Genomic DNA, 26,911 nt, shown 5'->3' on the forward strand with positions numbered 1-26,911 from the left:
TGGTCATGCAAGCAACGCAAAATACTATAGGTAATTCGGTACCAAGTGCTGTTGTCGTTGGATTGGGGAAGAACAGCATCTCCTGCGCAGCCTATCTGATTGATGAAGGCTGGGACGTGGAGATGCTTGACGTGAAGCCACATCCGCAGCTGGAACGACTGGCCGAGTCGGAATTGCCCGGCATCATGATCCATTCGGAAGTGGATCCGTACGCCTTCATGAATGCGAACATGGTCGTCACCACCCGCGTGATGACGGGACAGTATTCACAAGTTGCTCAAATCGCCAGCGAATATGGATGTCGCACCGTTACCAGCCTGGAACTTTTCTTCGAACGCTCGACAAAGCCTGTTGTGGCAATAGTCGGAAGCAATGGAAAGAGTACGGTGCTGGCATTGGTGGATGCGATTGCCAACCGTCAGGGACGCGCAACCTGTATCGACGCAAAATACGGCTATCCGTTCCTGGACCTGCTGGATGCGGATCAACCGGATGTCTACGTAATGGAACTGTCTGCCCAACAGCTGGCCCAGGTCCATTCAATCAGTCCTGACATCATCACGATTCTCAACCATTCGGCGGATAACGGTGCGGTGACGTCTATCGATACTGTGAAGCGGGTCGCCCGCAATGCCGATTTGCGGATTGTGAACCGTGATGATCCGGCGTTCTCCAGTGCGGACCTCAAGGGGGCGCGCATTGAGTTCGGCCGCAGCGGTCCGAAGAGTGAATCAGACTACGGTATCCTGACTGAAGGAAAGTCGCGCTGGGTCGTAAAAGGCACGGAAAAACTGATCAGGACCAATCATTGCGCGTTGCAGGGAAGTCACAATGAACTCAACATTGTGGCGGCGTGTGCGCTCGCCGAAACGATCGGCTACGCCCCATCGGTGGCGCGAAACGCAATCAAGAATTTCAAGGCGCTGCCGTACAGCTGCGAGGATGAGGGTCGCAGGAATGGTATCCGCTGGGTGAATGATGCCAGATCGACGAATGTCGATTCCACGATCGCTGCAATCGAGCATTCCAAAGGGAATGTAGTGCTGATTGCGGGTGGTCTGAGCCAGGGCGATGACTTCGCCAAGGTGGCCAGAAAGGTCAACGGAAAACTGACAGGTTGTGTGCTCTTTGGCTGCGACGGCTGGAAACTCAACCAGTCGTTCGATAGCGTCAAGAACAAGGAACTGGTCGAAAGCATCGATGATGCGATCGTCGCGGCTGAACAGATCGCGAGTGAGGGCGACTGTGTGGTGTTTTCTCCGGGTTGTGTCAGTCACGATATGTTTTCGGACTACCAACAGCGCGGTGAAACTTTCAGCAAGGCTCTGCAGACTCATTTTGATGGTAACAACACTGACACAATCTAAAGACAGGGCAACCGCTCGCAGCGTGCTGTTCTTCGATCCGACGCTGCTGATTGTCTACCTGCTTCTGGTTGCCGTGGGCATTGTCACCGCCTATTCGGCGACAATCGCACAGGCGTTTGAAGCGGGTGACTCATTCTTGTACATGAGGAAGAATCTGGTCAACCTGCTTTTTGCGCTGACCGCAATGCTGGTTGCATCGCTGATCCCGGTCCGCTTCTGGCAAAAAACAGCTCCGCTTCTGCTGCTGGGTGGAATCGGGTTGCTGGCCTTGGTTTTCGTGCCGTCGCTTGGAGTTGAGGTGAACGGCAGCAATCGCTGGATCAGGGTGGCAAACTTCAACTTCCAGCCATCAGAGATCGCCGAGCTTGCGTTCATCGTGTTTACCGCCGACTATATTTCTTCACGGCGCAATCAGCTGAACGCCACCATTGTGGGCATTCTCCCGATTCTTGGCGTGTTCTCGGTTTTTTCAATACTGCTTTTGCTGGAGCCCGACTTCGGCAGTACGGTTGTTCTCGGAGCAGCCTTGATGTGCCTGCTGTATCTCAATGGAATGCGACTTTCCCATATGGCAATGATTGCAGGTGCTGGAGTACTTGCCATAGCGGTTCTTGTGGTGCTGGAGCCCTATCGGCTGACGCGGCTGCTGTCGTTCATGGATCCGTTCGAGGACCCGTTCGATACAGGCTTTCAGCTGACTCAGTCCCTGATCGCCTTCGGAAGGGGTGAGATTTTTGGTGTGGGGCTTGGAAACAGCGTGCAGAAACTGTTTTATCTGCCCTATGCGGGATCAGATTTCCTGCTGGCGATCATCGCCGAGGAACTTGGGTTCATAGGCATATTTGCCGTGATCTCGCTGTTTGTGGTACTGACTTGGAGAATTTTCCGCATCGGCTGGCTGGCAGGCGCGACCGGAGACCATTTTGCGATGGTGATGTGTCAGGGAATCGCAATCCTGATCGCGGTATCTGCGATGATCAACATGGGTGTGAACATGGGAGTCCTGCCAACAAAGGGGCTTACCTTGCCGTTCATGAGTGAGGGCGGGACAAGTCTTATTGCCTACTCAGCTGCAATTGGAATGATCTTCTCGGTGGAGCGTCGGGCGCGGAGAGTGTCGGAACAATGAATACTGTGATAATCATGGCTGGCGGCACCGGTGGGCACATCTATCCGGCATTGGCTGTTGGTACAGCCTTGCGGGATCGCGGTGTGAAGGTCTTCTGGATGGGTGTTCGCGATGGCCTTGAATCCCGTCTTGCACGCGATCAGGGATTCGAATTTGACTCGGTCAGGACCCAAGGCGTGTGGGGGAAGGGGGTCACACGCTGGTTGACGATGCCGCTGTGGCTATCGGTTGCGATCCTGCAGTGTGTCAGCATTATCTTGCGCCGAAGGCCGGATGCGCTCTTGGGGATGGGAGGCTATGTCTGCGGTCCCGGCGGTCTGGCTGGCTGGCTGCTTCGCCGTCCTTTGGTCATTCATGAATCTAATTTCATTCCCGGGTTGACCAATCGGGCGCTTGCGTTCCTCGCAACCCGTATTCTGACCGGTTTCGAGGATACAGCAATTGCAGGCAGACCCATCTGGGTCGGCGTACCGGTCCGCGGGAGCATCATCGCGACAGGAGTCAGCCGCGATCTGTCCGATCTTGAGGCGCATCGCCCACTGAATCTTCTCGTCGTCGGTGGCAGTCAGGGTGCGCAGAGTCTGAATGAGGGGCTTCCGCAGGCAGTTGCGGAACTTCCGGCAGATCTGATGCCGAAGATAAGACATCAATCGGGGGCTGGACGCGGAGACGATACGGTACGACGTTATCGTATCCACGCAGTGGACGCTGAGGTCACCGAATACATCGACGATATGTCTGAAGCCTACCGGTGGGCTGACGTCATTGTCGCCCGTGCCGGCGCCATGTCGCTGGCAGAGATATCGGTGGTCGGACTGGCTGCGGTACTCGTGCCTTTCCCTTATGCGGCAAAAGATCATCAACGCATCAATGCCGAGATTTTTAAAGACAGGGACTGCGCCTTGGTCTGCATGGAAGGTGACCAGTTCATCCCGTGTCTGGTCGGGCATCTGAGGACGATTCTGGGCGACCGCGTGCTGATCCGAAAGATGTCGCAACGAATCCGGCAGATGGCGAGAACGGACTCGACTGAATTGGTCGCGACGAACTGTATTGACGTCATGCAATCATGAGTCGGCACCCATGAAGGCATCAAATTTTCTGGATATACCCATGCATGGATTGAAAGGACAATTGCGACAGGATGAGCCGATGAGTCGGCATACCAGCTGGCGAGCCGGCGGTTGTGCGAGCATGTTCTACACACCGAAAGGCAAGGATGACCTGGGAGAGTTCCTGAGTCGGGTGCCGGATGATGCTGACATCGCCTGGTGCGGCCTGGGCAGCAATATGCTGGTTCGAGATGGCGGGTTTCCGGGAGTTATGATTTCGACGCTGAAAGGGTTGAGCACATTGCACAAGGCAGGTGAGACGCAGGTGTATGCCGAAGCGGGTGTGCCGGGGGCGAAACTTGCGAAGTATTCGGTGGGAAATTCGCTTTGCGATGCTGAATTCATGGTCGGTATACCGGGTACTGTCGGCGGGGCGCTGGCAATGAACGCGGGTTGCTTCGGTGCGGAAACCTGGGACATTGTCGGTCATGTCGATACGATCAACCGCAGCGGTGAGCAAAAAACGAAGGATCGCGATGAATTTGACTGGGGCTATCGGTATGTCGGCAAGGACAGTGATGAATGGTTTACCGGCGCACAGTTCCGCCTTACGCTGTGTGACGGCAACCTGGGCAAGGAGAACATCAGGCGGCTTTTGAAGACGCGATCGCAGACCCAGCCGATTCAGACTGCGAATGCAGGGTCCGTGTTCCGAAATCCGCCCGGCGACTATGCGGCACGGCTGATCGAGACCGCCGGGCTGAAAAATTTTCAGATCGGTCAGGCCGGCATATCCGCGGTGCACGCGAATTTTATCGAAAACAAAGGCGAGGCGACAGCGAGTGATATTGAGAATCTGATTGATCATGCTGTCGAAGAGGTCGAACGGGTCCATGGGGTTCGACTAGAGCCTGAGGTCAGAATTATTGGAAGGACAACATCGTAAGAGGGTGGCGAAAATGAACAGGAATCAACGGTATCAAAATTTCGTGCAGCTGGTCCGCAAGAACAGTGCGGCCGGCAGTGAATCCTCGCGCGGCGGGGGAGTCATTGTTGTATCGATTCTGGCAGTTGTCATGTCGGCGGGCGCTATTTTCGGGTTGGGTGTGGACTATCTCCTGCATCCCCAGCGGTTTCCATTGAAACACATCAATGTTGAGGGAAAGTTGGTCAACACGCATCCCAGTCAGATACAGAATGCGATTGCGCAAGTGATCTCCTCCAGCAACATTCTGCAAGTGGATGTATCGAAGACCGTTGCCGCGGCACAGGCGTTACCCTGGGTGGAAAATGCATCCATCAGTCGAAGGTGGCCGGACACACTTGATGTACGAGTAAGCGAAAGAGTCATCAGCGCCCGCTGGAATTCCGACAGATGGCTGGATCAGACAGGCGTCGCGGTGACTTTGCTAAACCATGCTGACGAGAGTCTTCCTGTTTTGCGCGGCGAAAATGGGTCCGGGAAGGAGGTGCTGAATGCGTATCGGAAATTCGAGAAGATTTTTCGCAACTACGGATTGGAAGTGACCGAGCTCTCAAGATCGGCAAGAGGAAGCTGGGATGTCGAGCTGCAGGCCGCCGAGTCCGAACCGGCACCGGCGGGCGATTTGGTTGCAGGTGCAAACAGGATCAAGGTCATACTTGGACAGATTGACCCGGCAGCCAGAGTCGAGCGGTTTGGCCGATTGTATTCCGAATTACTTCACGATGTTGCTGAGCAGATTTCAGTGGTGGATATGCGCTATCCCGACGGAGTGGCGGTGCGCTGGATCGATGAAGAGCCCCGATTGGATGGGGTCATCAAATTGAAAAATTCTTAACGGAGCGACAAGCAAATGGGGAACAGTAGAAAGTCAGAGAATCAATTCATAGTGGGGCTGGACGTCGGCACGTCGAAAATCGCCGTCGTTGTATGCGAGGTTTCTCCTGTCGGAGATATTGAGGTGATCGGAGTAGCCGAGCAGCCTGCGCTTGGAATGGATAGAGGCATGGTGTCGAACATCGACCTCATGGTCCGGTCCATCAAGCAGGCGATCGCTGAGGCCGAGACGATGGCAGACTGCGAGATTGTGGGGGTGTTCGCCGGCATAACCGGAGCTCATATTCGCAGTTACAACTCAAGCGGTGTGGTTGCGATCAAAGGAGGCGAGGTGAGTCAGGATGATTTGTCGCGTGTCATAGAAGCGGCACAGGCAGTACGAATTTCCAGCGACGAGAAGATTCTCCATGTTCTGCCTCAGAACTTCAGTATTGATGATCAGGATGGGATTCGAGATCCGGTCGGCTTATGCGGTGTCCGGCTGGAGGCGAATGTACATGTCATAACCGGAAATATCAGCGCAGTGCAGAATATTCTCAAGTGCATCAAGCTCTGTGACCTTGAGGTTGTTCATGTCATCTTGGATCACATTGCGTCAGGTGAGTCGGTACTGACCGACGACGAGAAGGAACTGGGCGTGGGGATGCTTGACATCGGCGACGGAACGATGGATCTGGCAGTCTACTGTGAAGGTGCGTTGCAGTATTCGGTGACGTTTTCCATGGCTGGATCGCAGATCACAAACGACATTGCGGTCACCATGCATACGCCAACATCGTCAGCCAAGAAAATCAAACACCGGTACGGCAGTGCCATAGCGAGCACAGTCGACGGTGAGAATTTGATTGAGTTGCCTGGCATCGGCGATCAACCTGTGCGTTCGGTTCGACAGAAATATCTTGCGGAAGTGATTGAATCTCGCATGGAGGAGTTGTTTCACTTGGTGCTCAACGATCTGAACCAGACCAACAACATCAGCATGCTCCGATCAGGCATGGTGCTGACCGGAGGCGGTTCGCGGCTCGAAGAGGTGGTTCCGCTGGCGGAAAGAATTCTCAATCTGCCGACTCGGCTCGGACTCCCGCGCTATGCAGGACCTCTATGCGAGGTTGTGAATCATCCGATGTTTGCAACGGGTTTGGGTCTTTGCCAGTTCGGTTGCGCCAATCGGGATGTTTTTGGCTTGACTGCTGATGATTCCACCGACTTGCACTCGAGCGCGGTCAATAAGCTGCTGGAATACGCTCGAAAGTTGTACACGCGCCCGGAACCTGAATGGATTGCGGTGCAGCCGACGGATGGGCGATTGAAGGGGTGAATTCTTTAGTCCTGATTGTTGACGTTGTTATTCAACACTTTGCAGTGGATAGACGGGAGAATGCAGATCAATGACAAATGAGCTGCCTGACAAAATTGTCGCGCGAGGAGTTGGCAACATCGATCCGCGTCAAGAAGAGATGGAGAGGGTCGGTGCGTGCTCTGAGCAAGGTCATGGAAGTGAGCCGGTCGAAGACGGGGCCGGACAAGCCGATGAGTGGGATTCGAAACGATCGGATGTCCGGAATCGTTCCCGGACGCGGTATTTGCGCGGAAGAGTGCCGGCAAACTCCAAAAGACGAACCCAGGGTCACGAGGAATCCCGCGATCTGCCATTGAGACAGCGAATGAAGATTTATCGAAATCGTCGTCAATCAAGGTGATCTGAAGTGAAGGTTATCGAATTCAGGAAATGCAGTGAATGAGAGTGACAGAAAGGTCTCAGTGAGTCGGTACGGTACGAAGTTGTCGGAACAGTCGGTTTTGAAGCGACTATTAGAAATCTATAAATAGCGGAGTAAATAATTTATGCTTAATTCAACTACACCTAGTTTGTTCGAAAAGCGGTTTTTCCCCCAGCAGGATGATGCTTACAACCTGAATGCGATAATCAAGGTTATTGGAGTCGGTGGTGGCGGAAACAATGCAGTCGAATATATGATTAATGAGTCCATAGAAGGAGTTGAGTTTCTCGTCGCCAATACGGATTCGCAAGTGCTGGCGAGAATGAAATGTCCACAACGTATCCAGATTGGACAGGAACTCACCAAGGGTTTGGGTGCCGGGTCCGATCCGGAAGTTGGACGCGAGGCAGCATTGGAGGATAAGGACGTCCTGGTCGAGCATCTCAAGGACGCGGATATGGTTTTCGTAACTGCCGGACTCGGTGGTGGTACCGGTACCGGAGCCGCGCCGGTCATCGCATCTGCGATCAAGGAAGCAGCGCCGAATATGGTTGTTGTTGCGGTTGTCACGACACCGTTTGTTTTTGAAGGTGCCAAAAGGATGAAGTGTGCGAACATCGGCGTGGAGAAGCTTAAGTCTGCAGTCGACTCGCTGATCACAATCCCGAACGAAAAACTTCTGTCAAACACATCTACAATGAGAAATGCCTATAGCGAGGCCAATGATGTGTTGATGAACGCCGTCAAGGGAATTGCTGACATGGTTACTCAGACCGGGTTTATCAATGTCGATTTTGCCGATGTTCGAACAGTCATGTCCAAAGCAGGTCAGGCTGTCATGTGTAAAGGGGCCGCGACCGGTGAAAACCGAGCGACGAACGCCGTGCTGGATGCGATCAACAATCCGCTGCTTGACGACACCGACGTTGCTGAAGCGAAAGGAATTCTGGTGAATGTCATTTCAAATACAGACATGACACCACAGGAATTTTCGGATATCGGTCAGGCAATCAACGAAGTCGCGTCGGACGATGCTGAGATCATAATGGGCCAGCAATACGATGATGAGGTCGGTGATGAATTGAAGGTGACAATTATTGCGACTGGACTGGGAGCGAAGGCTGAAGAAACCGAAACAGCCGAAGAACCGCAAGCATTTGCAGAGCACGAACCAGCTGAAGTCGAAACTGAAGCCGAGTCCGGTCATGAGTATGAGTCGCAGTTCAATGGTTTTCCGTCCACATTTGTCGGAACGGAAATCGACGATCTCATTTCCCCAGTGGAAAGACGGGAAGAACCGGCTGTGTTGCGAACCAGATTCAGTTCAGTGGTGCAGCCAGTGTACGAAAACAGCAATGGACACATGTCGGAAAGCTGATTTTCGGAATTTGACGACCCGCACCTGAACGATTTTGCTGACCTGGGAAACTGACTTCAGGCAACTTGTTTGCAATGATGAGTATACTTGGGTGTATCAGCGCGTTCAGGGTCGGAATGTCTTGATTGGCGCACTGTTCGGAACTATGGATTCTACGGGACTTGTGATGAAAGCGGACGCTCGGTCGATATCGGATAGAGTGCCAGCTTTCTCAATCTGAACGGCTTTTCTGAATTCTATTGACGGGATGATCCAACAAATATGTTCAGAATATATTTTCTTTAGAAATTTTTTGCGAAAGGTTGTATATTATTGCCATATCCTCCAAAGTTATTGGAATCAACAACATTCCAAAAAAATTACGACAATTATTTGTTGAACGATTCTCTGTAGCTGATGTTTTTTCTTGGTATAGATTGACGAATGGTTAAACAAAGAACGCTAACGAACGTAATTACTGGAACCGGCGTCGGATTGCATACAGGCGTGAAAGTCTGTCTGACTCTCAATCCAGCTCCTGTAAATACCGGTGTGATTTTCAGAAGGGTCGACCTGGACAGCGCGATTGAAATTCCGGCTCGCGTCGAAAATGTCTCAAATACCAATATGTCGACCACCATCCAAAAGGACGGTGCATCGGTGTCGACGGTAGAACATCTGATGTCAGCATTTGCAGGGCTGGGAGTTGACAACGTTTATGTCGATGTCACAGCCGGTGAGGTTCCGATTATGGATGGCAGTGCACACCCGTTTGTATTCCTGATGGAGTCAGCGGGTCTGGAGAATCAGAACGCAGCCAAGAAGTTTATCCGGGTAAAGAAAAAGGTCGAGGTCCGGGAAAAGGACATGTGGGCCAGGTTCGAGCCGCACAGCGGATTCAAGATCTCATTCACGATTGATTTTGAGCAGCCGGTCATGAAGAACTCCAGCCAGACTGTCAAAATAGATTTTGCGGCCACATCATACAAAAACAGTCTGTCCAGAGCCCGTACCTTTGGTTTCATGTCTGATCTGGAAACCCTGCACGAAGCTGGCCTGGCTCAGGGTGCGAGCTACCATAACGCGATCGTGATGAATGACTTTCATGTGCTCAATGAGGATCAGTTGCGATACAAAGACGAATGTGTTCGACATAAGGCGTTGGATGCGGTCGGGGATATCTATCTCCTCGGTCACTCCGTTATCGGGGCGTTCTCTGCGCATAAGTCCGGCCATTATCTGAACAATCTTCTATTGCAGGAGTTGCAAGCAAACGAGTCTGCCTGGGAATTGGTCGAATCTGACGACTTTGAAGAGGTTCCGGCCACTCTGATGCGACCTGCTTTGGGAACCGCCTGACTCGCGAATCGATCATAAGTCACTTCCGTGACAGGTTCCTGCATGCCAGTCATCCGACAGCGCTTACATACGCAGGCCTCCTGGGAACTAGTCGTCGGGTCGTTTTGGAAGTTTGCTGAGTCGCAGGAACACTTCCCTTGCCTCTTTATTTTTCGACTGCGCGGCCAGTCGTTGAAATAAATCCCGCATGCGCGGTGTAATGGTACGGGACTGTTGTTTCTTTTTCTTTCGTAGCGGCGTGCCGGGAGATTTCTGCACCCGGATTCGAACGCTCATTTCAGTCAGGTTCCTGAATCCGTTTTCCTGTAGAGTCTGCAGGATACTGTTTTGCTGATTGATCAGTTCATGTGCCCAGGTTGAAGAGTTTACCGATACATAAAGAACGTCGTCTTCGATCGTCAGCGAGTCTGTGTTGTCGTAAATCGATGCCCCTGCGGCTGACTTCCAAGTTCTGTAAATATCCGAATTCTTGAAGTCCGGAGACTTCCTGAGGACATCGCTTTCCTCAAGAAAGCTGGATAGAATCTTGTAGTTGGGTTTGTCCATTTGGAACGATTCGCTAAATGTGGATAAAGTTGCCTGTCAGCATTCAGATTCCGCATCGGTTTCGTTTCGCGGAATCAATCCGGCTATGCGGCTCAATTCATTGATTTCCGGCTCCGCCTGGTGCAGGTCGGGATCATAACGCTCGATGCCATCGGTGTCCGCTTTTGTCGGTTTTCTCCTAAGTCCCCTGAGGTGATGGTAAAAAAGTTTTGAAGGGACAGCGTAGTGAATTCCGAATATCGTTTTCGGTCTTTGATTCAGTCCCACTATTTTCGCAGTCAGGAACCGACTGTTGGAGATTGCATAGATCAGATGATCCTTCCACGACAATCGGATTTCCCCAGTCTTCGGGAAATTCGGGATTGCAACGTGCACGGAGTTGTACTTGACCCGGTTGAACTTATAGATGTACTTGGTCTTGCCGAATGGTTGGATTCCCTGATCAGGCCGTCTGAACGATTGATGCCAGACTCTGGCAGGCTCAGGAATACTGCCTGATCTGGGATGTTGTCTTGGAATCCAGCTCTCCCTCGTTCGAATCGAACTGATTCGTTCATCCTTGAAAGTCGAGTCAAGATGTTCAAGCAGGTTTTGTCCGGACTTGTTGACCAGATATTCATCCAGGTCCGTGTTGATACAGTAACCGCCCTCGATCGAAAACCTCAATCTGCAGTGATTCATGGCTCCGCGTTGCGCGAACTTATCCGGTGACTGACCATATTCGAATGGCCATTCAACGAAAACGATGTTCACGTCGATGTCCAAGTCTTTCAGTCTTCGCAGGATGGTTTGGCGGTCCGAACTTCCGTTGTCATAAAGTATGACTCGCTGTACGTTGTGAAGATTCCTGTGCCACCTGATCCAGTCTTCGATCCATTCAATATGATTGTTCTTTTGGATAGTTGAAATCGTAAGCCTGTTGGTTGGGCTGCACACCCGTGCATTCACACTGCGCGAGGTATCTATCGCCAGGCTGACACTGAATACGGGAAACTCAAAGTTCAGCGTCAAGCCGTCCTCAACCTTGTCCGGCGCTTGCACTTCGAGAATGCAAATGGTTTTCATTTCTGTCAGCCGATGCGGCAGTTTCATTTCGTTGCACCGAACCTGCATGGGCATGAGACTTTTTTTCAGATTCAGGAGTCGGGGACCGATTCCGATAAATTTGTTTTCTGAATGGTGATAGAACACATCGTAGAAGACTGTAAGGCGGTCAAAGGACTTGTGCTGCAGTTCCTCCTTCGAAAGATTGGCGTTGCGGGGATGCAGTTTCCGGGTTATGTTCAGATTTGCAGGAACGCGGATGCTGGACACCGCGTAGACTTCAACGGATGCGGACTTGTGTGGAATTGATTTCATGGGAATATCAGAACAATGTATCCATTCTGAAGTCGACTGTGGATGCTGCTTGAGAATTTTGCCGAGCGTTTTGATTCAGACCGAATCCAGCAGACATTTTCGGACATTTGCAAGCCAGCTGCAGTTCAGCACCCTTGTTGAACCAACAATATAATATATCAGTTTGAATTTACGCGAATCTGAGCCGCAATTTTCTTCCCTAGGTGAGTGTTGAAACCGATCCTGCCATTGCGCAAGATTTCACTTTTGGCTGTGACCTGTTCAAACGGGCAGTCCAGGTGACGAGCGCGGATTCAAGACTCCTAAACCGCCGAACGATACCATGTCCAGAAATGTGATAACGATCAAGTGGGGAAATCTATACGGTCCCCATTACGTCAATCGGTTGTACAGCGCAGTCCGACGTAACTTGACGGGAGACTTCCGTTTCGTCTGCTTTACTGATGATTCGGAAAACCTGCGGCCGGAAATCGAGACGTATCCAATTCCGGACGTCATTGATCCCCGGGCACTTTCGAGTTTCGCAAATGGTAAGAAACAGCAACTGTTCCAAAGCGGTATTGGCGATCTTGAGGGCTCATGCCTGTTTTTTGATCTCGATGTCATTATCGTGGATTCGATTGACTGCTTTTTTGACCATAGGCCAGGTGAATTCTGCATTTGCAAGGAGTGGTTGCCGCCCCATCAGGTACTGAAGCACAAGATCAAGGGCCGACAGTTCGGTGGAAATTCATCTGTATTCAGATTTGAAGCAGACTCCATGCAATTTGTCGTCGATATGATGAACAAGGATGTCAGTTATCCTCAGCAATTCAGGCTGGAACAGCGATGGCTGTCGCATGTGCTGAAAGATTACATGGTGTGGTGGCCAGATGAATGGGTTAGAAGTTTCAAGCATCGTCGCCCCGTCTATCCATTGAGTTTCGTGTTTCCGCCGGTCCTTCCACAGGGTTCCCGAGTCATGGTCTTTAACGGTCCCCTGAAGCAGTCTCACGCAATCATGGGGAATTACGAACTGTCCCCTCGAAGAGTATGTCGACCAGCTCGCTGGGCGGCTGAGCACTGGATCGACTAGGCAAAGCCAGTCCTGAACCCGGCCTGTGACACCTGTGCCAATGGACGACTCTGAGCGAATGGAATCCCTGGTGACTATGAATCGGACAGTGGTTGATCAACATCGGTTTTCGACAAAAGCAGTGAATCCAGTCCGAAGAACATACTTCGACAAGCTCCTGAGCAAGAATCGACTCTTGTTCATCTCGTGCATTGTCTCAGGCATGTTGATGCAAGTTTCAGTTGTGGACGTCAAGGCTGAAACCTGGCGTGGATTGGCCGTTGCGCCGGAGTATAGATGCTCTCCTTACAATTCAAGGGATTATCACTACCCACAATCTGTTGAACCTGAAATCATCAATTCTATTGGGAAGATCTACAGTCCCTATACCGGAAACTGCTTTTCCAACCGTCGACAGACAGACATTGAGCACATTGTTGCCCGTTCCGAAGCCCATGACAGCGGGATGTGTTCCGCCACCAAGGAGACGAAGTCGCGGTTCGCCAGGGATTTGCTGAATCTGACTCTGGCGAGCCCACAAGTCAATCGGTCGCAAAAGGTCGCCAAGGACGCAGCCGACTGGATTCCGGAACTGAATCAGTGCTGGTTTGCCGCAACCGTTGTGGCAGTCAAGCGAAAATACAAATTGACGGTTGACAAGAGAGAGGCTGTCGCACTGGAGAAAATTCTTTCCAATTGCGAATCGACCGAGATGACAGTACGTGCATGTCGCTCCATCGTATCCCCGACACGATCGTCGAACACCACTGGTGGAACTGTCGATGTCGGTGACGCGCTGGCGCAATGGGACGACAATTCAAACGGAAGGATTACCTGCAAAGAGGCCACAAGGCACGGAATTGCACCGGTGACAAGTGACCATCCGGCATATCGATTTATGCGTGACGGCGATGGCGACGGTGTTGTATGCGAATAGGGGTATGCGTCGTCATTGACCCTGGAGCCTGCCCGGCATGATTGCAATCAGACCTCTATCAGTTGAGTCCAACCGTAACGATCTTCGATTTCTCCACGCTGTATGCCGACAATTGTGTGATAAAGATGGCGACTCAATTCACCGGATTGTCCGTCATTGATTACATGGAGTGATTCTCGATAGCCGATACTGCCAACTGCGGTGATGACTGCGGCTGTTCCGCACCCGAATGCTTCTTGAAGTGTATTGAGTTGCACTCCCTCAATGATCTCATCGATTTCAACGAGTCTCTCGTCGCATTCGATGCCCATGTCGCTGACGATGCGCAACACGCTGTCTCGCGTCACGCCAGGTAGAATCGTGCCGCGCAGTTCCGGGGTTACCAATCTGTCATTCAACAGGAAGCAGATATTCATTTGGCCGACCTCTTCGATGTATTTGTGATCGACGCCATCAAGCCATAGGATCTGTGCATACCCTTTCTCGCGCCCTTCCCTTGAGGCAAGAAAAGTAGCTGCGTAATTGCCGCCTGCCTTCGCAAAACCGGTTCCACCCTGAATTGCGCGCGTGTATTTCTCCTCGGCCTTGAGCGACACGGCCGGGAAGTCTGACCCGAAATATCCGCCAACGGGAGAAAGAATGACAAGATAACGATATCGGTCTGCGGGCCTTACATCCAGCTGTGGTTCATCCGCAAACATGATCGGACGGATATACAGTGCCTGTTTCTCACCGGGTGGTACCCATCGATGGTCCACGCGGATGAGTTCCTTGATGGAATTGATGAAAGTGTCCTGATCAACCAAAGGCATGCACATACGTTCGCACGATGCGCTCAAGCGGCGGTAATTCATCTCGGGTCTGAAGATTCGAATTTCTCCATCTACGCCCCGGTAAGCCTTCATTCCCTCGAAAATGGCCTGTCCATAGTGCAGGGAGGCCGAAACCGGATTGACTTCAATCGGCCCGAAAGGCTCTATGCGATGGTTGCGCCACTTGCCGTCCACATACTCCATCGCGAACATATGGTCGCTGAAAAGAGAGCCGAACGTAATTTTTGCGAAATCAACTTCGTTGATTCGGCTCTGTGTAGTTCTGTGAATTTCCATCAATTGAAAGAGGGTTTTTCCTGCAGATCGCGGATGTGATTGAGATCAATTGCGGACGAGATGGTGTTGACTCAGATGGTTCAACCGGCAAGCCCGCGGGATTCGGATTTCGAGCAATTTTAGCATTACGTCATATCCGGGACTGCCAAATTGTCTGTGACCACCTGATACCCAACCCACATCCGGGCCTCTTGCGCAATCGTGTCATGCCCTGCAGATGGTATCCGCCGCAATGTTCACCAGATCTTCCTGAACTTGGTGCGTGGCCGTGACAATGCGGGCATGTGAGATGGGGATGAGTGATCAGGCCCCGCATCGAATGATCTCACCCATTCCGCCATGGCTGAGGTCACCGACAAACCGAACATGAGGTTCGCCAAGTTTTTCGTACAGATCCATTGGCTCTCCAATCTCAGTCAGATATTTTTGGAAAATAGTCAGGTATCCGTCACCTGCGAAGGGCTGTCCGACAAATCTGTCGCTGGGCAAATCCAGACTTTCAGCGCATAGGATTGATCCTCGCTTCATATGAACGCCCAGTTCATCGCCCACACTCCCGAACAACATGACAGTTCCGGCAATCATTGAGGAGCATGCACCGCCACCCGCACTCCCCTGAACAATGATCAGTCCCCGTCGCATGCGATCACCCAACCGCTCGCCGGCGTTTCCTTTGACAATCACACAACCTTCATTCATTGAGAATTTGCTGCCTGGCAACCCGGACGCCAGGTAGTCTCCGCAACTTCCTCCGACCCGTATCAGTCCGCCCCGCATCGAGTTTGCGCAAAAATCCCCCGCATCGCCTGTGATCGTGATGGCGCCGCCTGACATGTGAAAACCTGTCAGAGCTCCAGCATTCCCGACAATATCAATGGATCCATGTTGCATCCCACTTCCAATTCGTTCGAAAGTCGAGCAGGCGGCATCGAACACGATATGATTTGGATTGTTGCCAGACACTGCGAACAGGTCACCGACCAATACCGCATCACGTCCTTTATTGATCTTGATCCGTTCAATCTCGCGGATTCTCATTCCAATGAGCTTATCCGGCCTGAGCTGGGTCAGGTCTATGGGCCTTGTCACTTCAGTTATCGGTGTAAACTCAAGTGGCTTCACGACAGCAATTCGCTCAGATAAAAATGGTGTTTGCCTAATTTGCCGCCGAAATTCGAACACGTGATTTCAATGACACCTTGGTGGCGATTGCTCTTGCAGGCTGCGGTGATTCCCTGTCGCATGGCATCGGCAACCGCTTCATACGTCAGACCGTCAATCACGATTTCCAAAACTGCCTGTGCCCCAGCCGGCAGTTCGGACTCGACAAGTCCTCGCAGAGTTGGGCAGTAGGCGTCATTTGTTGACGCAGTCATGAACGTGTACTTGGAACCCACTTTGGAACCAGACCGGACAACGCCGCCTGGGAAAGGTGTGATCACGTCAGGAAGTTGAGCAATCGCCGCAACTGCACTTTGTGCGGCAGACATCGCGCAATCAATGTTCGCGGCAACAATCAGAAAATTGCCGCCTGCCACCGCTTCAACCCGGTGAGTCGTATCCTCGCAGACAAACTCTCCGTCCATCACCGGTATCCGCCAGTAACGGCGGTTACCGAGCTTCTTGGAAATCTGATACCCATCACCGAAGTAACGGATCGCCTTTCCGATTGCGATGGTTTCGCCCTCGTCAATACCGGAGAATACAGCACTCGTCGGAGTCGTAAGGATGCACTGCCCAATCCTGTCCCGAAGCTGATTTTCGAGTTCGCCGCCGGAGACGGCAAAGAACAACAGCGAAACACCCGGCCGCCCGTCTGGCGTCTCACAAGCGGTCAGACTTCTTTCGATTCCTGCTTCAAGCTTGCATGCTACGACTGAAGTCGCGAAGCCGGTTGCTGCGTTGGCAGCATGCATGACCCATTTTTCATTCCGCGCGGTAACAATCAGACGGGCGGCTTTGATGGAGAAAGCCTCGGCAAAGGTATCCTTGATGGTCACGCCATTCAGTTCCATGTATGCTGCACTACCTCTGAGCCGATGGCGTTTGCCATTTCGTCATCGCTGATGACGAAATTCGACAACTGCATGCTGCCATTGTGTTCAAAATACCGTTCCAGTTCGCGGCGGATGTTCTGATCGTATTCGGGATGCGCTCGATGTGAGCGACCGGCGATAACCTGCCTGATCTCCCCATCGTGCACGACAGTCTTTCCGTCTTTGATCACCCTGGCGGGTCTCGCAAATACGTTTTCCCAATTGTCGTTGTGACGATACAGTACGATGTCCGCGTTCGCGCCCGGCCCCAGATGTCCCCGGTCTTTCAGTCCAAGCGAACGTGCTGGTCCTGCACGGGTTATGATCGCGATCTCATAAAGGGAGTATTCACGTGCGATCTCAGCGACGCAGCTCATCCGAGCGGCGGCCTGATTGATATTGGAAAGTGCATGATCGCGATAATCCTTGTCCATCAACAGCCGAATCAGGTGTGGATAGGTTGTAAATGACGCACCGTTGGGATGATCTGTCGTCAGAAATACCTGCCAGGGATTGTCAATCGCAAGGAACAGTTCCAGACCGACTGTCCATTGCAGGGCATTGGCATAACTCCTTGAGCGGTAGCGAAACGGTACCACACCGCAGCCTGCCTCGCATTCAATGTCCATGAATGCGGACTTCCCCGGATACGCATGATCTCGGTTTGCAAACTGATGCATGGTATCAGCAGAAACGGTGACGGTCTGGCCAAACATCACATGCCCGACGTCAACCGAAATCTGCGGGTTTTGCCGTACAAGTTCTGCGATCGATGTTGCTGCAGACGAAAATCCCTGCTTGCCTTCCGTACCGTAACTGTGGAACTGTACATGTGCGAGGTGCAGCGGCAATCCGTCCGCTGCCTTGACAGTACTGATTGTTGAGGCGAAATTTCCCGGAACGCCCAGATTGCTGGCGTGTACGTGAAGCGGATGCTGAAGGTTGATGTCATGCAGCGCTTCCGAAAGTGATCTGACAATTTCGCCCGGTGTCACGCCATAGTGTTTATGCGGTTCGTCCACATCAAGTGCCCGTTGGTTGAACTTGAATGCACTGATTCCTCCTGGATTGACCACTTTGACTCCGATGCATTGAGTTGAATCCACCATGAACGCGATGTAGTCGCGGATTATTGCGGCGTCGGCACCTTTTGCCAACAACCTGAGGAAATACTCGTCGTTTCCCAAGACCAGGTAACCTCCGGTATCGAGCAGGGGGGTATCGGCCATTTCCATGTGCGCCTGTCGGGCGTTCGAGGGAACGATTGCCGGTTCAAAGCACATGGTGTAACCCAGTTTGGCATATTCGTACCCGGTAATGAAGGTGGACGGTACGACACCGCCTGATCCGGACCTGAGGAAGCCGTCATTTGTCACTTGATGGGCATCACAATCTTCGGTCATCATCATGCGTGCGATGTTGACCTTGCCACCGCCGATGTGCGTATGGATGTCGATACCGCCTGACATGATGAAAAGGCCACTGGCGTCGATGGTCTCGTCGATCCTTGTGTCGCCCGGAGGCCTGTCCACGATACGTTCATCGTCAATGTAAAGGTCTTGCACGACACCATCAACACCATTGATCGGATCGTAGACTGTTCCGCCTTTGATTCGGGTCAGCATTGCGGGGAGTCCAGTTTGGCCAGAATCGATGTCAGGATTGCCTCGGCAGATGGAAGCACTGAGCAAACAGTGCGCTGGATATGCATCGCGACAACCTGATCGGTCCGGAAAAGGTGTCCGTCGTGGTGAACGCCTGGTATGCCGATCGGGATGAACAGTTGGGAGCGGGTTGGTCGCGAATGAGAGATCACGATTGCATCTGCCTTCGATTCGGGAATTTGCGGTTGGACTTCGAGTCCGCCAACCCACACAATAAGATCGACATCATGTCTTTTTTCAAGAGATCGAAATGAATGATACGCCGGAAAATAGTCGGGCCGGCCGGTACGGAAGCTCAACGGGAGAGGTTTGCCAAATTGCCAGGTCGCTACCTGATTGACTGTGGGCTCGCAAGCCGATCTGGAAACGACCAGTCCGGAACAGCGTCCATTGACGTTCACCGACTGAATCAATTGATTGATGGAGTCCAGCGCGAGGTCGCCAAGAGGAAAATCAAAGTCCGATTCGGCCCAGATCACGACCGGGTACTCGGCGTCGGTTATCATGTCTGTCAAGCGATCGATCTGTTCATTCGAGATAAAACCAAGACGGTGGTTGTGCCTTTTGCCTTGTACTCCAAGACTGACCGCATCAGCCAGCATTCCAAATCGTTCGGGGGTGCATTCGAACGATATTGAACCCTCTGGCGTCTCCCCGTTTCCAGTGCCGATCATCACAAGCGACGTCGATCGAGCACAGGGATGGTCGTCTCGATGCGGAGGTCGAAGCATATTCGGAATCCGCGGACAGTCTGCAATCGGTCCGTGGCCGAACATGACAATCAAGTCGGCACGGTTACGGATTTCGGATAGGGTCGTAAGGTAGCCTCCGGAACGTTGGATACGAGACGCTTGCGAGTGGGCGGCGCTGCCGTCGGCGCTCATGATGACCGCGGACTTGCGTTCCGCAAGTTTCAGAGCAGCTCGACTGCCGGCAACATCGGTGTACATCCCTGTAATCACCATCGCTTCTGACTTGGAAACCAATTCGGCAGCGGTTCGAATTGCTTCGGGGTGAGTGGCCGGATTTCCGAATATATGACATTTTTCGTCCATCGGTGTGACGATGCCGGAATATCTGGAGTTTGCGATACCGCAACCCCTCGCGTCGAATGGGTGACCGGTGGAGTCGGACCGGGCAACGATGTCATCACACAGCAGTGCGCAAAATGGACAGATCGCATCGTCTCGGACATTCGAAGCGGTGGAAGACATCTTGAAATGACGAATACTATTTACAATAAGACTGTCCGGCCGCAGATGAATGTGCGTCACATACCCACAACTGGAAAATGCAATCGATACCGTCGAACTTGAGTCAAAGCAGACATACAGAATCACTCCAAAGCCACACAGGCCGAACTGACCGACGGAACTGGATTCCGACAGTATCAATTATCTCATATTATCAATCTGTTATAAGTATGAATTTCCGTACGGACGAAAAAGTTCATGGACATGGAAGTATTTTCTTGAGGTTTTCGATGACAAACTCCCGATCACTTGACTGTGTCAGGGCAAACACCTGATATGCAGCGGGTTACCGTAATCGCACCGGCCCGCCTGCACTTGGGATTTGTCGGACTGAATAGCAGCTCGGCACCTGAATTGGGGGCACTGGGGGTCGCAATTCAACGTCCTTCGATGACTGTCAGGGCACAAAAATCGTTACGGTGGAACGTATCGGGCTCCATGCAGGGTGAGGTCCGGCGATGTATCGATAGACTCATTACCGCATTCGAACTGGAGCAGCCACTTCACTTCGAGGTTGCCAGTACTATTCCTGCGCACATCGGACTGGGCTCGGGGACTCAGCTGGCGTTAGCGGTCGGAGTCAGTATTATGCGCCTCAATGACATCTCAATTCCAATTGCCCGATTGTCCCATCTGCTACGACGCGGCGAGCGTTCCGGGATTGGAACGGCGGCGTTCTTGCAAGGGGGATTTCTTGTTGATACGCATGCTTCGACGAAAGATGAGGTGCGTACGATAGCCCATAGATTGGAGTTTCCGGCGAATTGGCGCATCCTGCTGATCTTTGATGACGATTATCAGGGAACTCACGGTGATATCGAAACGGATGCTTTTTGCAAACTGGGCGGATTTTCAGATTCGCTGACCGAACGGTTGCAGCGAATCCTGCTTGATCAGGTACTGCCTGCACTGGAACGCGGGGATGTCACCGACTTCGGTGATGGCATCACGACAATCCAAAGACATGTCGGAGATTTTTTCAGCCCGATTCAAGGTGGCAGATATCTTAGTCCGGGCGTGGCCGACGTGCTGTCGATAGCTGAGAAACTTGGGGGAGTCGGGGTTGGTCAGAGCTCCTGGGGTCCGACCGGATTTGTTATATTGGATACTGAGTCAAGTGCGTTGGAATTGCAAACTGAGTTGCTGGAGACTCGAAAAAGTTTCGGCGTTCGACTCGAAATCTGCAAGGGTCGCAACGAAGGCGCGCAGATTCAGGTTGAGTGAAGTCCTGAAATTCAGTGACAATAGACCGTAGCTGACGAGAGAGTCATGGCAAGACCGAAAATACTGCACATGATCACACCGGGTCGGAATGTCAGTGCATTTGATGCGAATATGGCAGCCGATGCTGGCTATGAGATCATCATTCCACATACAGAAGTGACGATCGATGACATATCTGACCTGGTTCAGGATGCGATTTTTTCCAGGCCACCCAAGAACGCCGCTTCGACTGGATTGTTCATCGGAGGTCACGACGTGAATGTGGTGGCAGACATGCTGGAAGTCGTCAGAAGTTCTACCGTGCCACCTTTTGAGTTGTCTGTATTCGCCGACCCCAATGGCGCATTTACCACTTCGGGTGCGCTGATTGCGCTGATTGAGGAACATCTCCGACAAGAGGACGGCAAGGGACTGGATGCGCGAACAGTAAAGATTTTCGGTGGCGGGCCTGTTGGTCTGTGCTCTGCCATTTTGGCCTTGAATCTCGGAGCGAAGGCAACTCTGGCAAGATTGACAGCAAATGCCCGGTCGGATAGTGTCAGAAACTTTGCTTCACGTTACGATATGGAGATTCCATCCGAGTCAGCCATTGACGATTCCCAACGAATTCAGGCAGTGTCCGACGCTGAGGTGATCATCTGTACTGCGAAGGCGGGCGTTCAGGTTCTGGACAAATCGATGCTGGATCAAGCCGAACGCCTGTTGGTTGCCGTTGACGTCAATGCTGTGCCACCGTCAGGAATTGAAGGTGTCGGCGCTTCCGACAATGGCAATCGTGTTGAGACCGCTCGGGGGTCATTCGCAGCGATGGGTGCACTGGGTATCGGTGGATTGAAATACAAGGTGCAAAACCAACTGTTCGAACGCATGCTGACCTCACAGGACTCAGTGGTGATTGATTTGCCGGAAGCGTTTGATGAAGCCGTAAAGCATGTTGGATGACCGTCGGTGTGTCATCATTGGTTTGTCTGTCAGGGCATTGGCGCAGTCGGCAGTGAAGGCGGGAATCGGTGTTTTTTCGATAGATTGTTTCGCTGACCTGGATACCGATGCGATCTCGATCCAATCCCGCACCATAGCTTGGGATGGAATCGGTCTTGACTCCAGGTCATTGGTCGAAGCCATTGAAAGGTGTGACCCTGACAACGGATGTCTCCCGATCATTTACGGTGGAGGGCTGGAGCATACGCCGGACATCCTTGATCGGATCTCACAGAATCGAAGGCTGTTAGGGAACCCGGCGGATACGGTCATGAGGATTTGCAACCCGCAGACATTCTTTGCCGCACTCACGAGGCTCGGTATTCCTCATCCAGCGACCGAATTCAGTCCGCCGATTGACCGGAAGTTCTGGTTGCTCAAAATGACCGGTGGCAGCGGAGGTACGCACATCGAAAACTACGTGGACCAAGTCCCAGCGGCCGGGCATTACTTTCAACAGCGCGTGCCGGGAAAGACAATAACGGCAACTGTACTCGCCAGTGAGTGCGAAAGTAAGATTGTCGGATTTTCAGAGCAGTGGTTTAGCGATGCTGATAAAGACCGGCCGTTCACTTATGGTGGAGCGGTTTCAATTGACAGCCGACAGGCGATATCGAAACAAACCTTGAATTCGATACAACAGCATATTGGCACTGTCATAACCTATTTCAGACTGCGGGGTCTGTTGTCCTTTGATATGGTGATTGATGGCCACAGGTGGCAACTTCTGGAAGTCAATCCGCGTCCTGGCTTTACCTTTGAGCTTCACGAAGGCAACGATTCGTTCATTGCGGCGCACTGGAACGCGTTTGATGCGAAACACACGCAACTGCGATCAATATCGCTTGACGGGATTTTTCGCGCACACTGCATTGTTTATGCATTGGACCATATTCGTATCCCTGCACACTGGAAGTGGCCGAATTGGGTAACTGATCGGAATCGACACGATGTGAGCGTATCGAAGTACGAGCCGCTTTGTACGGTCAATGCGCAATGCTCGTCTGCAGAGGCTGCAAGACGAAAGGTGATGGAAAGGTATCGCGAAATGATTGAAATTGCCAGCGACTGGGTTGAGAAACACTGACAATGACCGGTTCGCGTAAAGATTGGCCGAGTGTGAACGAATTGGCTGCTCCTTTGGTGCAGGCTCTTGTTCAGGACGCGCGGTCACTTGGACTTGCGGTCGACAAACGATCAGACGGGGCGACTGTTGTGGATGCCGGAATCAACAGTCCCGGCAGCTTCGAGGCAGGTCGACGGATTGCGGAAGTATCGATGGCTGGCCTGGGTGACGTTTCGTTTTCCCTGCCGCGAACTGTACTGAACGACTGCCCGGATATTCGTGTGCAGACTGACTCACCGGTTCTCGCCTGCTTGGGAAGTCAGTATGCCGGATGGAGCCTTGAATATCCGGATCCTGAATTCCGGGCATTGGGATCGGGTCCGGCACGGGCGCTTGCCGCAGTTGAGTCCCTTTACGAGCATATCGGTTATCGTGATCAGTTCGACCAAGCTTGCATCGTAATCGAGACATCGGACTTCCCGCCGGATGGGATGATTGAACAGATTGCGAACGAATGCTCAATTCGTCCGGAAAACCTGACGCTCATATTGACACCGACCGGCAGTCGCGCGGGTGTGACGCAGATTGCGGCAAGGGTCGTTGAGGTTGCGATGCACAAGGCTCACGAAATTCAATTTGACATCAATTCCATTGTGAGAGGAGAGGGAACCGCAATTGTGGCTCCGCCATGTGCTGATTTCCTGTCTGCGATGGGTCGGACCAATGACAGCATTCTGTATGGCGGCGAAGTTACACTTCAAGTCAGTTGTGACTCAGCGAGCGCAGAACTTCTTGCCAGGAATCTGCCGAGTTGCAATTCATCTGACTACGGAATTCCGTTTTCGGAGACATTCAGGAACTGCAATTATGATTTTTATCAGATTGACCCGATGCTGTTCAGCCCAGCTCAGGTTTCAATTCACAATATTGCAACAGATGAGTGGTTTTACTCGGGGAGAATCAATCGTGACTTGCTGGAACAATCATTTCGGTCGGGAGAGTGAGTGTGCGAGTCGTCATCTTCTCGAACGCGAATGGCTGGCATGAAAGAAAATTGATCGCCGCTTTGCGCAGCATCGGCGCAGAGCCGGCCGTTGTGTCGCTAGCCGACTGCGTATTCTCACCTTCGGGGCAGTTCGGTGGTGTTCGCATTCCAGGGTTCCCGGACGAGTTGCCATCGGCGGCATTTGTCAGGGGGATTGCAGCGGGTAGTTTCGAGCAGGTCACACTGCGCTTGGGATTTCTCCATGCACTGGCGCAGATGTCAGTCCGGGTGGTCAATTCGGCCAAGGTGATTGAACGGACGGTTGACAAGTCGATGACGAGTCATCTGTTGATTCGAAATTCCGTCGCGACGGTGCCGGCGTGGACCTGCGAGAGTAGGGAATATGCATTGGAGCTGATACGAAGCTCGATCAGATTGAAGCGCAAATTGGTTCTCAAACCGCTTTTCGGTTCTCGTGGCCGCGGGCTTGAACTCATCCAGGCAGAATCGGATCTTCCTGATGAGCAGGCTGTCAACGGGGTTTACTACCTGCAGGAGTTTGTGCCGAGTGACGATAGTTACTGGCGGGATTGGCGCATCATGGTTGTCGGTAATGACGCGATCTGCGCGATGGAGCGTCGATCTGACAGCTGGGTGACAAATCGAGCGAGGGGAGCGCAATGTCTGCCGGCCAAATTGCCGGATGAAGCTTTGCAACTGGCCGTGCAGGCTGCTGCCGCCGTTGAGGCGGACTATGCGGGTGTTGATGTAATCCACACTCGCGGGGCTGGTTGGCAGGTGATCGAGATCAACGGTGTTCCAGCCTGGCAAGGTTTACAGGAAGTCTCCGATACTGACATTGCGCGAGCGTTCGCCAGACTTGTCACAGGAACCTCTTGATCCTCAGACTGAAGTCACTGCGAGCGGACTCAGGACAAAATTCGCCACCCGGGCGATGGGCATGTCGGAATATTCCTCAAACTCCACATCTCGGCCGAATGGAACGTCAGATATAGCATACCCGTATTGTGCGCCTCAACACGCTGAATCTCAATGACATCGTACCATTGGTGCGGCATCCCCGACAGATACACCGGCAACTTCTCGCCAAATCCAATAAGTCAATTACCCCAAGCAAATGATCCGGAAACTCGCCATACCCGATCACTTCGCGGATGATTTGGATGAAATCACACACACGGCGCACGCTAAAGATCAGCCAAGCAAAAACACATTAAAACACACCAAGTTATGACATTAAACAACATTTATACATATGTAATAATGTGAACATGTTACATATTCTTATATTATTAATGTAAAATATGCCAATCCATGAAAATGAAGAAATGTGGTCTGCTACGCATTGTATCTTGCTTCCGACTGTGACGGCTTAGCTCGCTATTCAGATCACCAAATGAATTGCCGGACGTATTGGCAATTGCCAATAACACCAATCCACCGCACCTGCTGCATTCAGTGAATCTAAAAGACATGCTTGAACGTACGTTGCTGGCGGAACTGATCGAATGGAGACAAAGGGAGGTACGCCAGCCCATTGTCCTGAACGGTGCCCGTCAGACAGGAAAGACATTTCTACTCAAGAATATTTTCTATGAGTCCGGCAAATTCAGATGCTTGCACTACCTGGACTTTGAACGTGACCCCGCCCTGGAAAGCATATTTGATGATGGTCTGAGTCCGAAGTCTGTAATGACCAATATCAGCCTTAGGTTTGGTGAATCGGTCAACCCAGATGAAGATCTGATCGTATTCGACGAAGTTGGGTCCTGCAGCAGTGCGCTGCATTCACTCAAGTATTTTTCCGAGGAGATGCCGCATGCTTATGTGGTCGCCACGGGCTCCAACATCGGTTTGTTGAAATCGTTTCCGGTTGGCAAGGTCGAGACAATGGAATTGTACCCCCTGACTTTCGCGGAGTTCCTGAAAGCCACCGCATCCAGTCATGTTGTCGAAGCATACACTGACAGGCTCGACACCAGTGAATCACATAGACAGCTCTGGTCAGCTTTGATTGATTACTACTATGTGGGAGGTATGCCCGGAACGATCAACCAATGGCGGTCATCCGATTGCCATCTCCTGGAGCGTGTGCAGAAAGTGGACGACATGCATCGCAACTTGATCGACAGCTATACGCGGGATTTCGGCAAATATTCCGGTGCGGTGAATGCACAGCACATCGAGTCTGTATTGCGCAATATTCCTGTGCAATTGGGGAAAAGCATCGACGACTCTGTAAAACGCTTTCGATTTCGGGAGGCCATTGCGGGAAAGAAGCGGTATACAGAGTTGAGAGGGCCCATTGACTGGCTGGTCAAGGCAAAGTTAGCTTCCAAGAACTATCCGATCACACATAAGCCGAGACCACCCTTGAATGTCCAAATAAAGGAAAATATTTTCAAGCTGTTTCTTTTTGATGTTGGACTGCTCGGTCACCTGGCGGGTATGTCTTACGAGGATCATAGAAGGGAGTCGACTGAATTCAAAGGCTTCGTCGCTGAGAATTTTGTTCAAAACGAGTTGATTGCGCAAGGGTTTGGTCAGACTTACAGCTGGGAGCAGAATCAGGCCCAGATCGAGTTCGTAATCAGAAACGACCATGGTGAGATTGTTCCCGTTGAAGTGAAAAGTGGTAAGAGAACTCAGGCAAAGAGCCTGGAGTCATACATGAATCGATACAGTCCAAATCTTGCAATCAAACTAATCGGTGCCAGAGGCGCCAAACACGAAAGCCTGAAAACTGTCCCGCTGTACTACGCATCGAAACTTCTCGAATTGACGAAGCAGACATAAGGCCCCGCGCGGAACCTGTACTGCCCTGAAATCTCTTTAGACAAGTCAAAAACAAGAAAAGCCCTGCCGGTATAAT

The 26,911-nt window shown here is 52.0% G+C and carries 24 protein-coding genes; 17 read left to right on the plus strand and 7 right to left on the minus strand.

Annotated features, from left to right (window positions below; translation table 11 throughout):
- The first annotated feature begins 5 nt into the window (after positions 1 to 5).
- From murD to lpxC, 9 genes are all read left to right on the plus strand, one after another.
- Positions 6 to 1,367, plus strand: coding sequence for a UDP-N-acetylmuramoyl-L-alanine--D-glutamate ligase (gene murD, locus OXI60_05620; GenBank protein MDE0309295.1), 1,362 nt, complete (start codon positions 6 to 8; stop codon positions 1,365 to 1,367).
- Positions 1,342 to 2,496 carry a putative lipid II flippase FtsW gene (gene ftsW / locus OXI60_05625; protein ID MDE0309296.1) on the plus strand — a complete coding sequence of 385 codons (1,155 nt, stop codon included), beginning with the start codon at positions 1,342 to 1,344 and terminating at the stop codon, positions 2,494 to 2,496. The genes murD and ftsW overlap by 26 nt, the downstream gene beginning before the upstream one ends.
- Complete coding sequence (gene murG / locus OXI60_05630) at positions 2,493 to 3,569, plus strand: undecaprenyldiphospho-muramoylpentapeptide beta-N-acetylglucosaminyltransferase (protein MDE0309297.1); 1,077 nt, start codon at positions 2,493 to 2,495, stop codon at positions 3,567 to 3,569. Before ftsW ends, murG begins: the two co-directional genes overlap by 4 nt.
- A gap of 10 nt (positions 3,570 to 3,579) precedes the next feature.
- The gene (murB, locus tag OXI60_05635; GenBank protein ID MDE0309298.1) at positions 3,580 to 4,494 is read left to right on the plus strand and encodes a UDP-N-acetylmuramate dehydrogenase; all 915 of its coding nucleotides are present in this window, start codon (positions 3,580 to 3,582) and stop codon (positions 4,492 to 4,494) included.
- 13 nt (positions 4,495 to 4,507) lie between these two features.
- A complete protein-coding gene (locus OXI60_05640) occupies positions 4,508 to 5,368 on the plus strand; it encodes a cell division protein FtsQ/DivIB (GenBank protein MDE0309299.1) in 861 nt (286 codons plus the stop codon).
- A gap of 15 nt (positions 5,369 to 5,383) precedes the next feature.
- Positions 5,384 to 6,685, plus strand: coding sequence for a cell division protein FtsA (ftsA, locus tag OXI60_05645; GenBank protein MDE0309300.1), 1,302 nt, complete (start codon positions 5,384 to 5,386; stop codon positions 6,683 to 6,685).
- Positions 6,686 to 6,755: 70 nt separating this feature from the next.
- Positions 6,756 to 7,067 carry a hypothetical protein gene (locus OXI60_05650; GenBank protein ID MDE0309301.1) on the plus strand — a complete coding sequence of 104 codons (312 nt, stop codon included), beginning with the start codon at positions 6,756 to 6,758 and terminating at the stop codon, positions 7,065 to 7,067.
- Positions 7,068 to 7,212: 145 nt separating this feature from the next.
- Positions 7,213 to 8,466 (plus strand): cell division protein FtsZ, encoded by a 1,254-nt coding sequence (gene ftsZ / locus OXI60_05655; protein ID MDE0309302.1) that lies wholly within the window; start codon positions 7,213 to 7,215, stop codon positions 8,464 to 8,466.
- Between the two features lie 423 nt (positions 8,467 to 8,889).
- On the plus strand, positions 8,890 to 9,804 hold the full coding sequence (gene lpxC, locus OXI60_05660) for a UDP-3-O-acyl-N-acetylglucosamine deacetylase (GenBank protein MDE0309303.1): 915 nt from the start codon (positions 8,890 to 8,892) through the stop codon (positions 9,802 to 9,804).
- 87 nt (positions 9,805 to 9,891) lie between these two features.
- On the opposite strand, the gene OXI60_05665 is transcribed toward lpxC, so the two are convergent.
- Entirely contained in the window at positions 9,892 to 10,350 is a 459-nt protein-coding gene (locus OXI60_05665) for a DciA family protein (GenBank protein ID MDE0309304.1), read from the minus strand.
- Positions 10,351 to 10,386: 36 nt separating this feature from the next.
- Entirely contained in the window at positions 10,387 to 11,709 is a 1,323-nt protein-coding gene (locus OXI60_05670) for a glycosyltransferase family 2 protein (protein ID MDE0309305.1), read from the minus strand.
- A gap of 322 nt (positions 11,710 to 12,031) precedes the next feature.
- On the opposite strand from OXI60_05670, the gene OXI60_05675 reads away from it, so the two are divergent.
- Positions 12,032 to 12,784 carry a hypothetical protein gene (locus OXI60_05675; protein ID MDE0309306.1) on the plus strand — a complete coding sequence of 251 codons (753 nt, stop codon included), beginning with the start codon at positions 12,032 to 12,034 and terminating at the stop codon, positions 12,782 to 12,784.
- A gap of 208 nt (positions 12,785 to 12,992) precedes the next feature.
- Positions 12,993 to 13,700, plus strand: a complete 708-nt coding sequence (locus OXI60_05680) for an excalibur calcium-binding domain-containing protein (protein MDE0309307.1) — start codon at positions 12,993 to 12,995, stop codon at positions 13,698 to 13,700.
- A 47-nt stretch (positions 13,701 to 13,747) separates the two neighbouring features.
- Here OXI60_05680 and OXI60_05685 read toward each other — a convergent pair whose 3' ends face one another.
- The 5 genes from OXI60_05685 to OXI60_05705 all read right to left on the minus strand — a co-directional run bounded on the left by OXI60_05685 (position 13,748) and on the right by OXI60_05705 (position 19,723).
- Positions 13,748 to 14,809 (minus strand): branched-chain amino acid aminotransferase, encoded by a 1,062-nt coding sequence (locus OXI60_05685; GenBank protein MDE0309308.1) that lies wholly within the window; start codon positions 14,807 to 14,809, stop codon positions 13,748 to 13,750.
- A gap of 303 nt (positions 14,810 to 15,112) precedes the next feature.
- Positions 15,113 to 15,931, minus strand: a complete 819-nt coding sequence (locus OXI60_05690; protein MDE0309309.1) for a formylmethanofuran dehydrogenase subunit C — start codon at positions 15,929 to 15,931, stop codon at positions 15,113 to 15,115.
- Positions 15,928 to 16,824: a formylmethanofuran--tetrahydromethanopterin N-formyltransferase gene (gene fhcD, locus OXI60_05695; protein ID MDE0309310.1), complete on the minus strand. Its 897-nt coding sequence runs from the start codon at positions 16,822 to 16,824 to the stop codon at positions 15,928 to 15,930. Before fhcD ends, OXI60_05690 begins: the two co-directional genes overlap by 4 nt.
- Positions 16,815 to 18,470: a formylmethanofuran dehydrogenase subunit A gene (locus OXI60_05700; protein MDE0309311.1), complete on the minus strand. Its 1,656-nt coding sequence runs from the start codon at positions 18,468 to 18,470 to the stop codon at positions 16,815 to 16,817. Before OXI60_05700 ends, fhcD begins: the two co-directional genes overlap by 10 nt.
- Positions 18,464 to 19,723, minus strand: coding sequence for a hypothetical protein (locus OXI60_05705; GenBank protein ID MDE0309312.1), 1,260 nt, complete (start codon positions 19,721 to 19,723; stop codon positions 18,464 to 18,466). The genes OXI60_05700 and OXI60_05705 overlap by 7 nt, the downstream gene beginning before the upstream one ends.
- 315 nt (positions 19,724 to 20,038) lie before the next feature.
- On the opposite strand from OXI60_05705, the gene OXI60_05710 reads away from it, so the two are divergent.
- The 6 genes from OXI60_05710 (at position 20,039) to OXI60_05735 (ending at position 26,835) form a co-directional block, all read left to right on the plus strand.
- Entirely contained in the window at positions 20,039 to 20,986 is a 948-nt protein-coding gene (locus OXI60_05710; GenBank protein MDE0309313.1) for a hypothetical protein, read from the plus strand.
- A gap of 45 nt (positions 20,987 to 21,031) precedes the next feature.
- On the plus strand, positions 21,032 to 21,928 hold the full coding sequence (locus OXI60_05715; protein MDE0309314.1) for a methylenetetrahydromethanopterin dehydrogenase: 897 nt from the start codon (positions 21,032 to 21,034) through the stop codon (positions 21,926 to 21,928).
- A complete protein-coding gene (locus tag OXI60_05720) occupies positions 21,918 to 23,054 on the plus strand; it encodes an ATP-grasp domain-containing protein (GenBank protein MDE0309315.1) in 1,137 nt (378 codons plus the stop codon). Before OXI60_05715 ends, OXI60_05720 begins: the two co-directional genes overlap by 11 nt.
- Positions 23,055 to 23,056: 2 nt before the next feature.
- Entirely contained in the window at positions 23,057 to 24,037 is a 981-nt protein-coding gene (gene mch, locus OXI60_05725) for a methenyltetrahydromethanopterin cyclohydrolase (GenBank protein MDE0309316.1), read from the plus strand.
- Between the two features lie 2 nt (positions 24,038 to 24,039).
- Positions 24,040 to 24,918 (plus strand): hypothetical protein, encoded by an 879-nt coding sequence (locus tag OXI60_05730; GenBank protein ID MDE0309317.1) that lies wholly within the window; start codon positions 24,040 to 24,042, stop codon positions 24,916 to 24,918.
- Between the two features lie 594 nt (positions 24,919 to 25,512).
- Positions 25,513 to 26,835 (plus strand): ATP-binding protein, encoded by a 1,323-nt coding sequence (locus tag OXI60_05735; GenBank protein MDE0309318.1) that lies wholly within the window; start codon positions 25,513 to 25,515, stop codon positions 26,833 to 26,835.
- Positions 26,836 to 26,911: the final 76 nt, after the last annotated feature.

The organism is Acidiferrobacterales bacterium, from assembly GCA_028820695.1.
GTDB lineage: Bacteria > Pseudomonadota > Gammaproteobacteria > Arenicellales > JAJDZL01 > JAJDZL01.

Coding starts and splice junctions, on each gene's coding strand:
- OXI60_05710 (MDE0309313.1), top strand. CDS start 20,039: ATGCAGCGGGTTACCGTAATCGCACCGGCCCGCCTGCACTTGGGATTT.
- OXI60_05675 (MDE0309306.1), top strand. CDS start 12,032: ATGTCCAGAAATGTGATAACGATCAAGTGGGGAAATCTATACGGTCCC.
- ftsA (MDE0309300.1), top strand. CDS start 5,384: ATGGGGAACAGTAGAAAGTCAGAGAATCAATTCATAGTGGGGCTGGAC.
- ftsZ (MDE0309302.1), top strand. CDS start 7,213: ATGCTTAATTCAACTACACCTAGTTTGTTCGAAAAGCGGTTTTTCCCC.
- OXI60_05685 (MDE0309308.1), bottom strand. CDS start 14,809: ATGGAAATTCACAGAACTACACAGAGCCGAATCAACGAAGTTGATTTC.
- OXI60_05705 (MDE0309312.1), bottom strand. CDS start 19,723: ATGTCTTCCACCGCTTCGAATGTCCGAGACGATGCGATCTGTCCATTT.
- lpxC (MDE0309303.1), top strand. CDS start 8,890: ATGGTTAAACAAAGAACGCTAACGAACGTAATTACTGGAACCGGCGTC.
- OXI60_05680 (MDE0309307.1), top strand. CDS start 12,993: ATGCAAGTTTCAGTTGTGGACGTCAAGGCTGAAACCTGGCGTGGATTG.
- murB (MDE0309298.1), top strand. CDS start 3,580: ATGAAGGCATCAAATTTTCTGGATATACCCATGCATGGATTGAAAGGA.
- OXI60_05665 (MDE0309304.1), bottom strand. CDS start 10,350: ATGGACAAACCCAACTACAAGATTCTATCCAGCTTTCTTGAGGAAAGC.
- OXI60_05670 (MDE0309305.1), bottom strand. CDS start 11,709: ATGAAATCAATTCCACACAAGTCCGCATCCGTTGAAGTCTACGCGGTG.
- OXI60_05650 (MDE0309301.1), top strand. CDS start 6,756: ATGACAAATGAGCTGCCTGACAAAATTGTCGCGCGAGGAGTTGGCAAC.
- murD (MDE0309295.1), top strand. CDS start 6: ATGCAAGCAACGCAAAATACTATAGGTAATTCGGTACCAAGTGCTGTT.
- mch (MDE0309316.1), top strand. CDS start 23,057: ATGACCGGTTCGCGTAAAGATTGGCCGAGTGTGAACGAATTGGCTGCT.
- murG (MDE0309297.1), top strand. CDS start 2,493: ATGAATACTGTGATAATCATGGCTGGCGGCACCGGTGGGCACATCTAT.
- OXI60_05700 (MDE0309311.1), bottom strand. CDS start 18,470: ATGCTGACCCGAATCAAAGGCGGAACAGTCTACGATCCGATCAATGGT.
- OXI60_05735 (MDE0309318.1), top strand. CDS start 25,513: ATGCTTGAACGTACGTTGCTGGCGGAACTGATCGAATGGAGACAAAGG.
- ftsW (MDE0309296.1), top strand. CDS start 1,342: ATGGTAACAACACTGACACAATCTAAAGACAGGGCAACCGCTCGCAGC.
- OXI60_05715 (MDE0309314.1), top strand. CDS start 21,032: ATGGCAAGACCGAAAATACTGCACATGATCACACCGGGTCGGAATGTC.
- OXI60_05640 (MDE0309299.1), top strand. CDS start 4,508: ATGAACAGGAATCAACGGTATCAAAATTTCGTGCAGCTGGTCCGCAAG.
- fhcD (MDE0309310.1), bottom strand. CDS start 16,824: ATGGAACTGAATGGCGTGACCATCAAGGATACCTTTGCCGAGGCTTTC.
- OXI60_05720 (MDE0309315.1), top strand. CDS start 21,918: ATGTTGGATGACCGTCGGTGTGTCATCATTGGTTTGTCTGTCAGGGCA.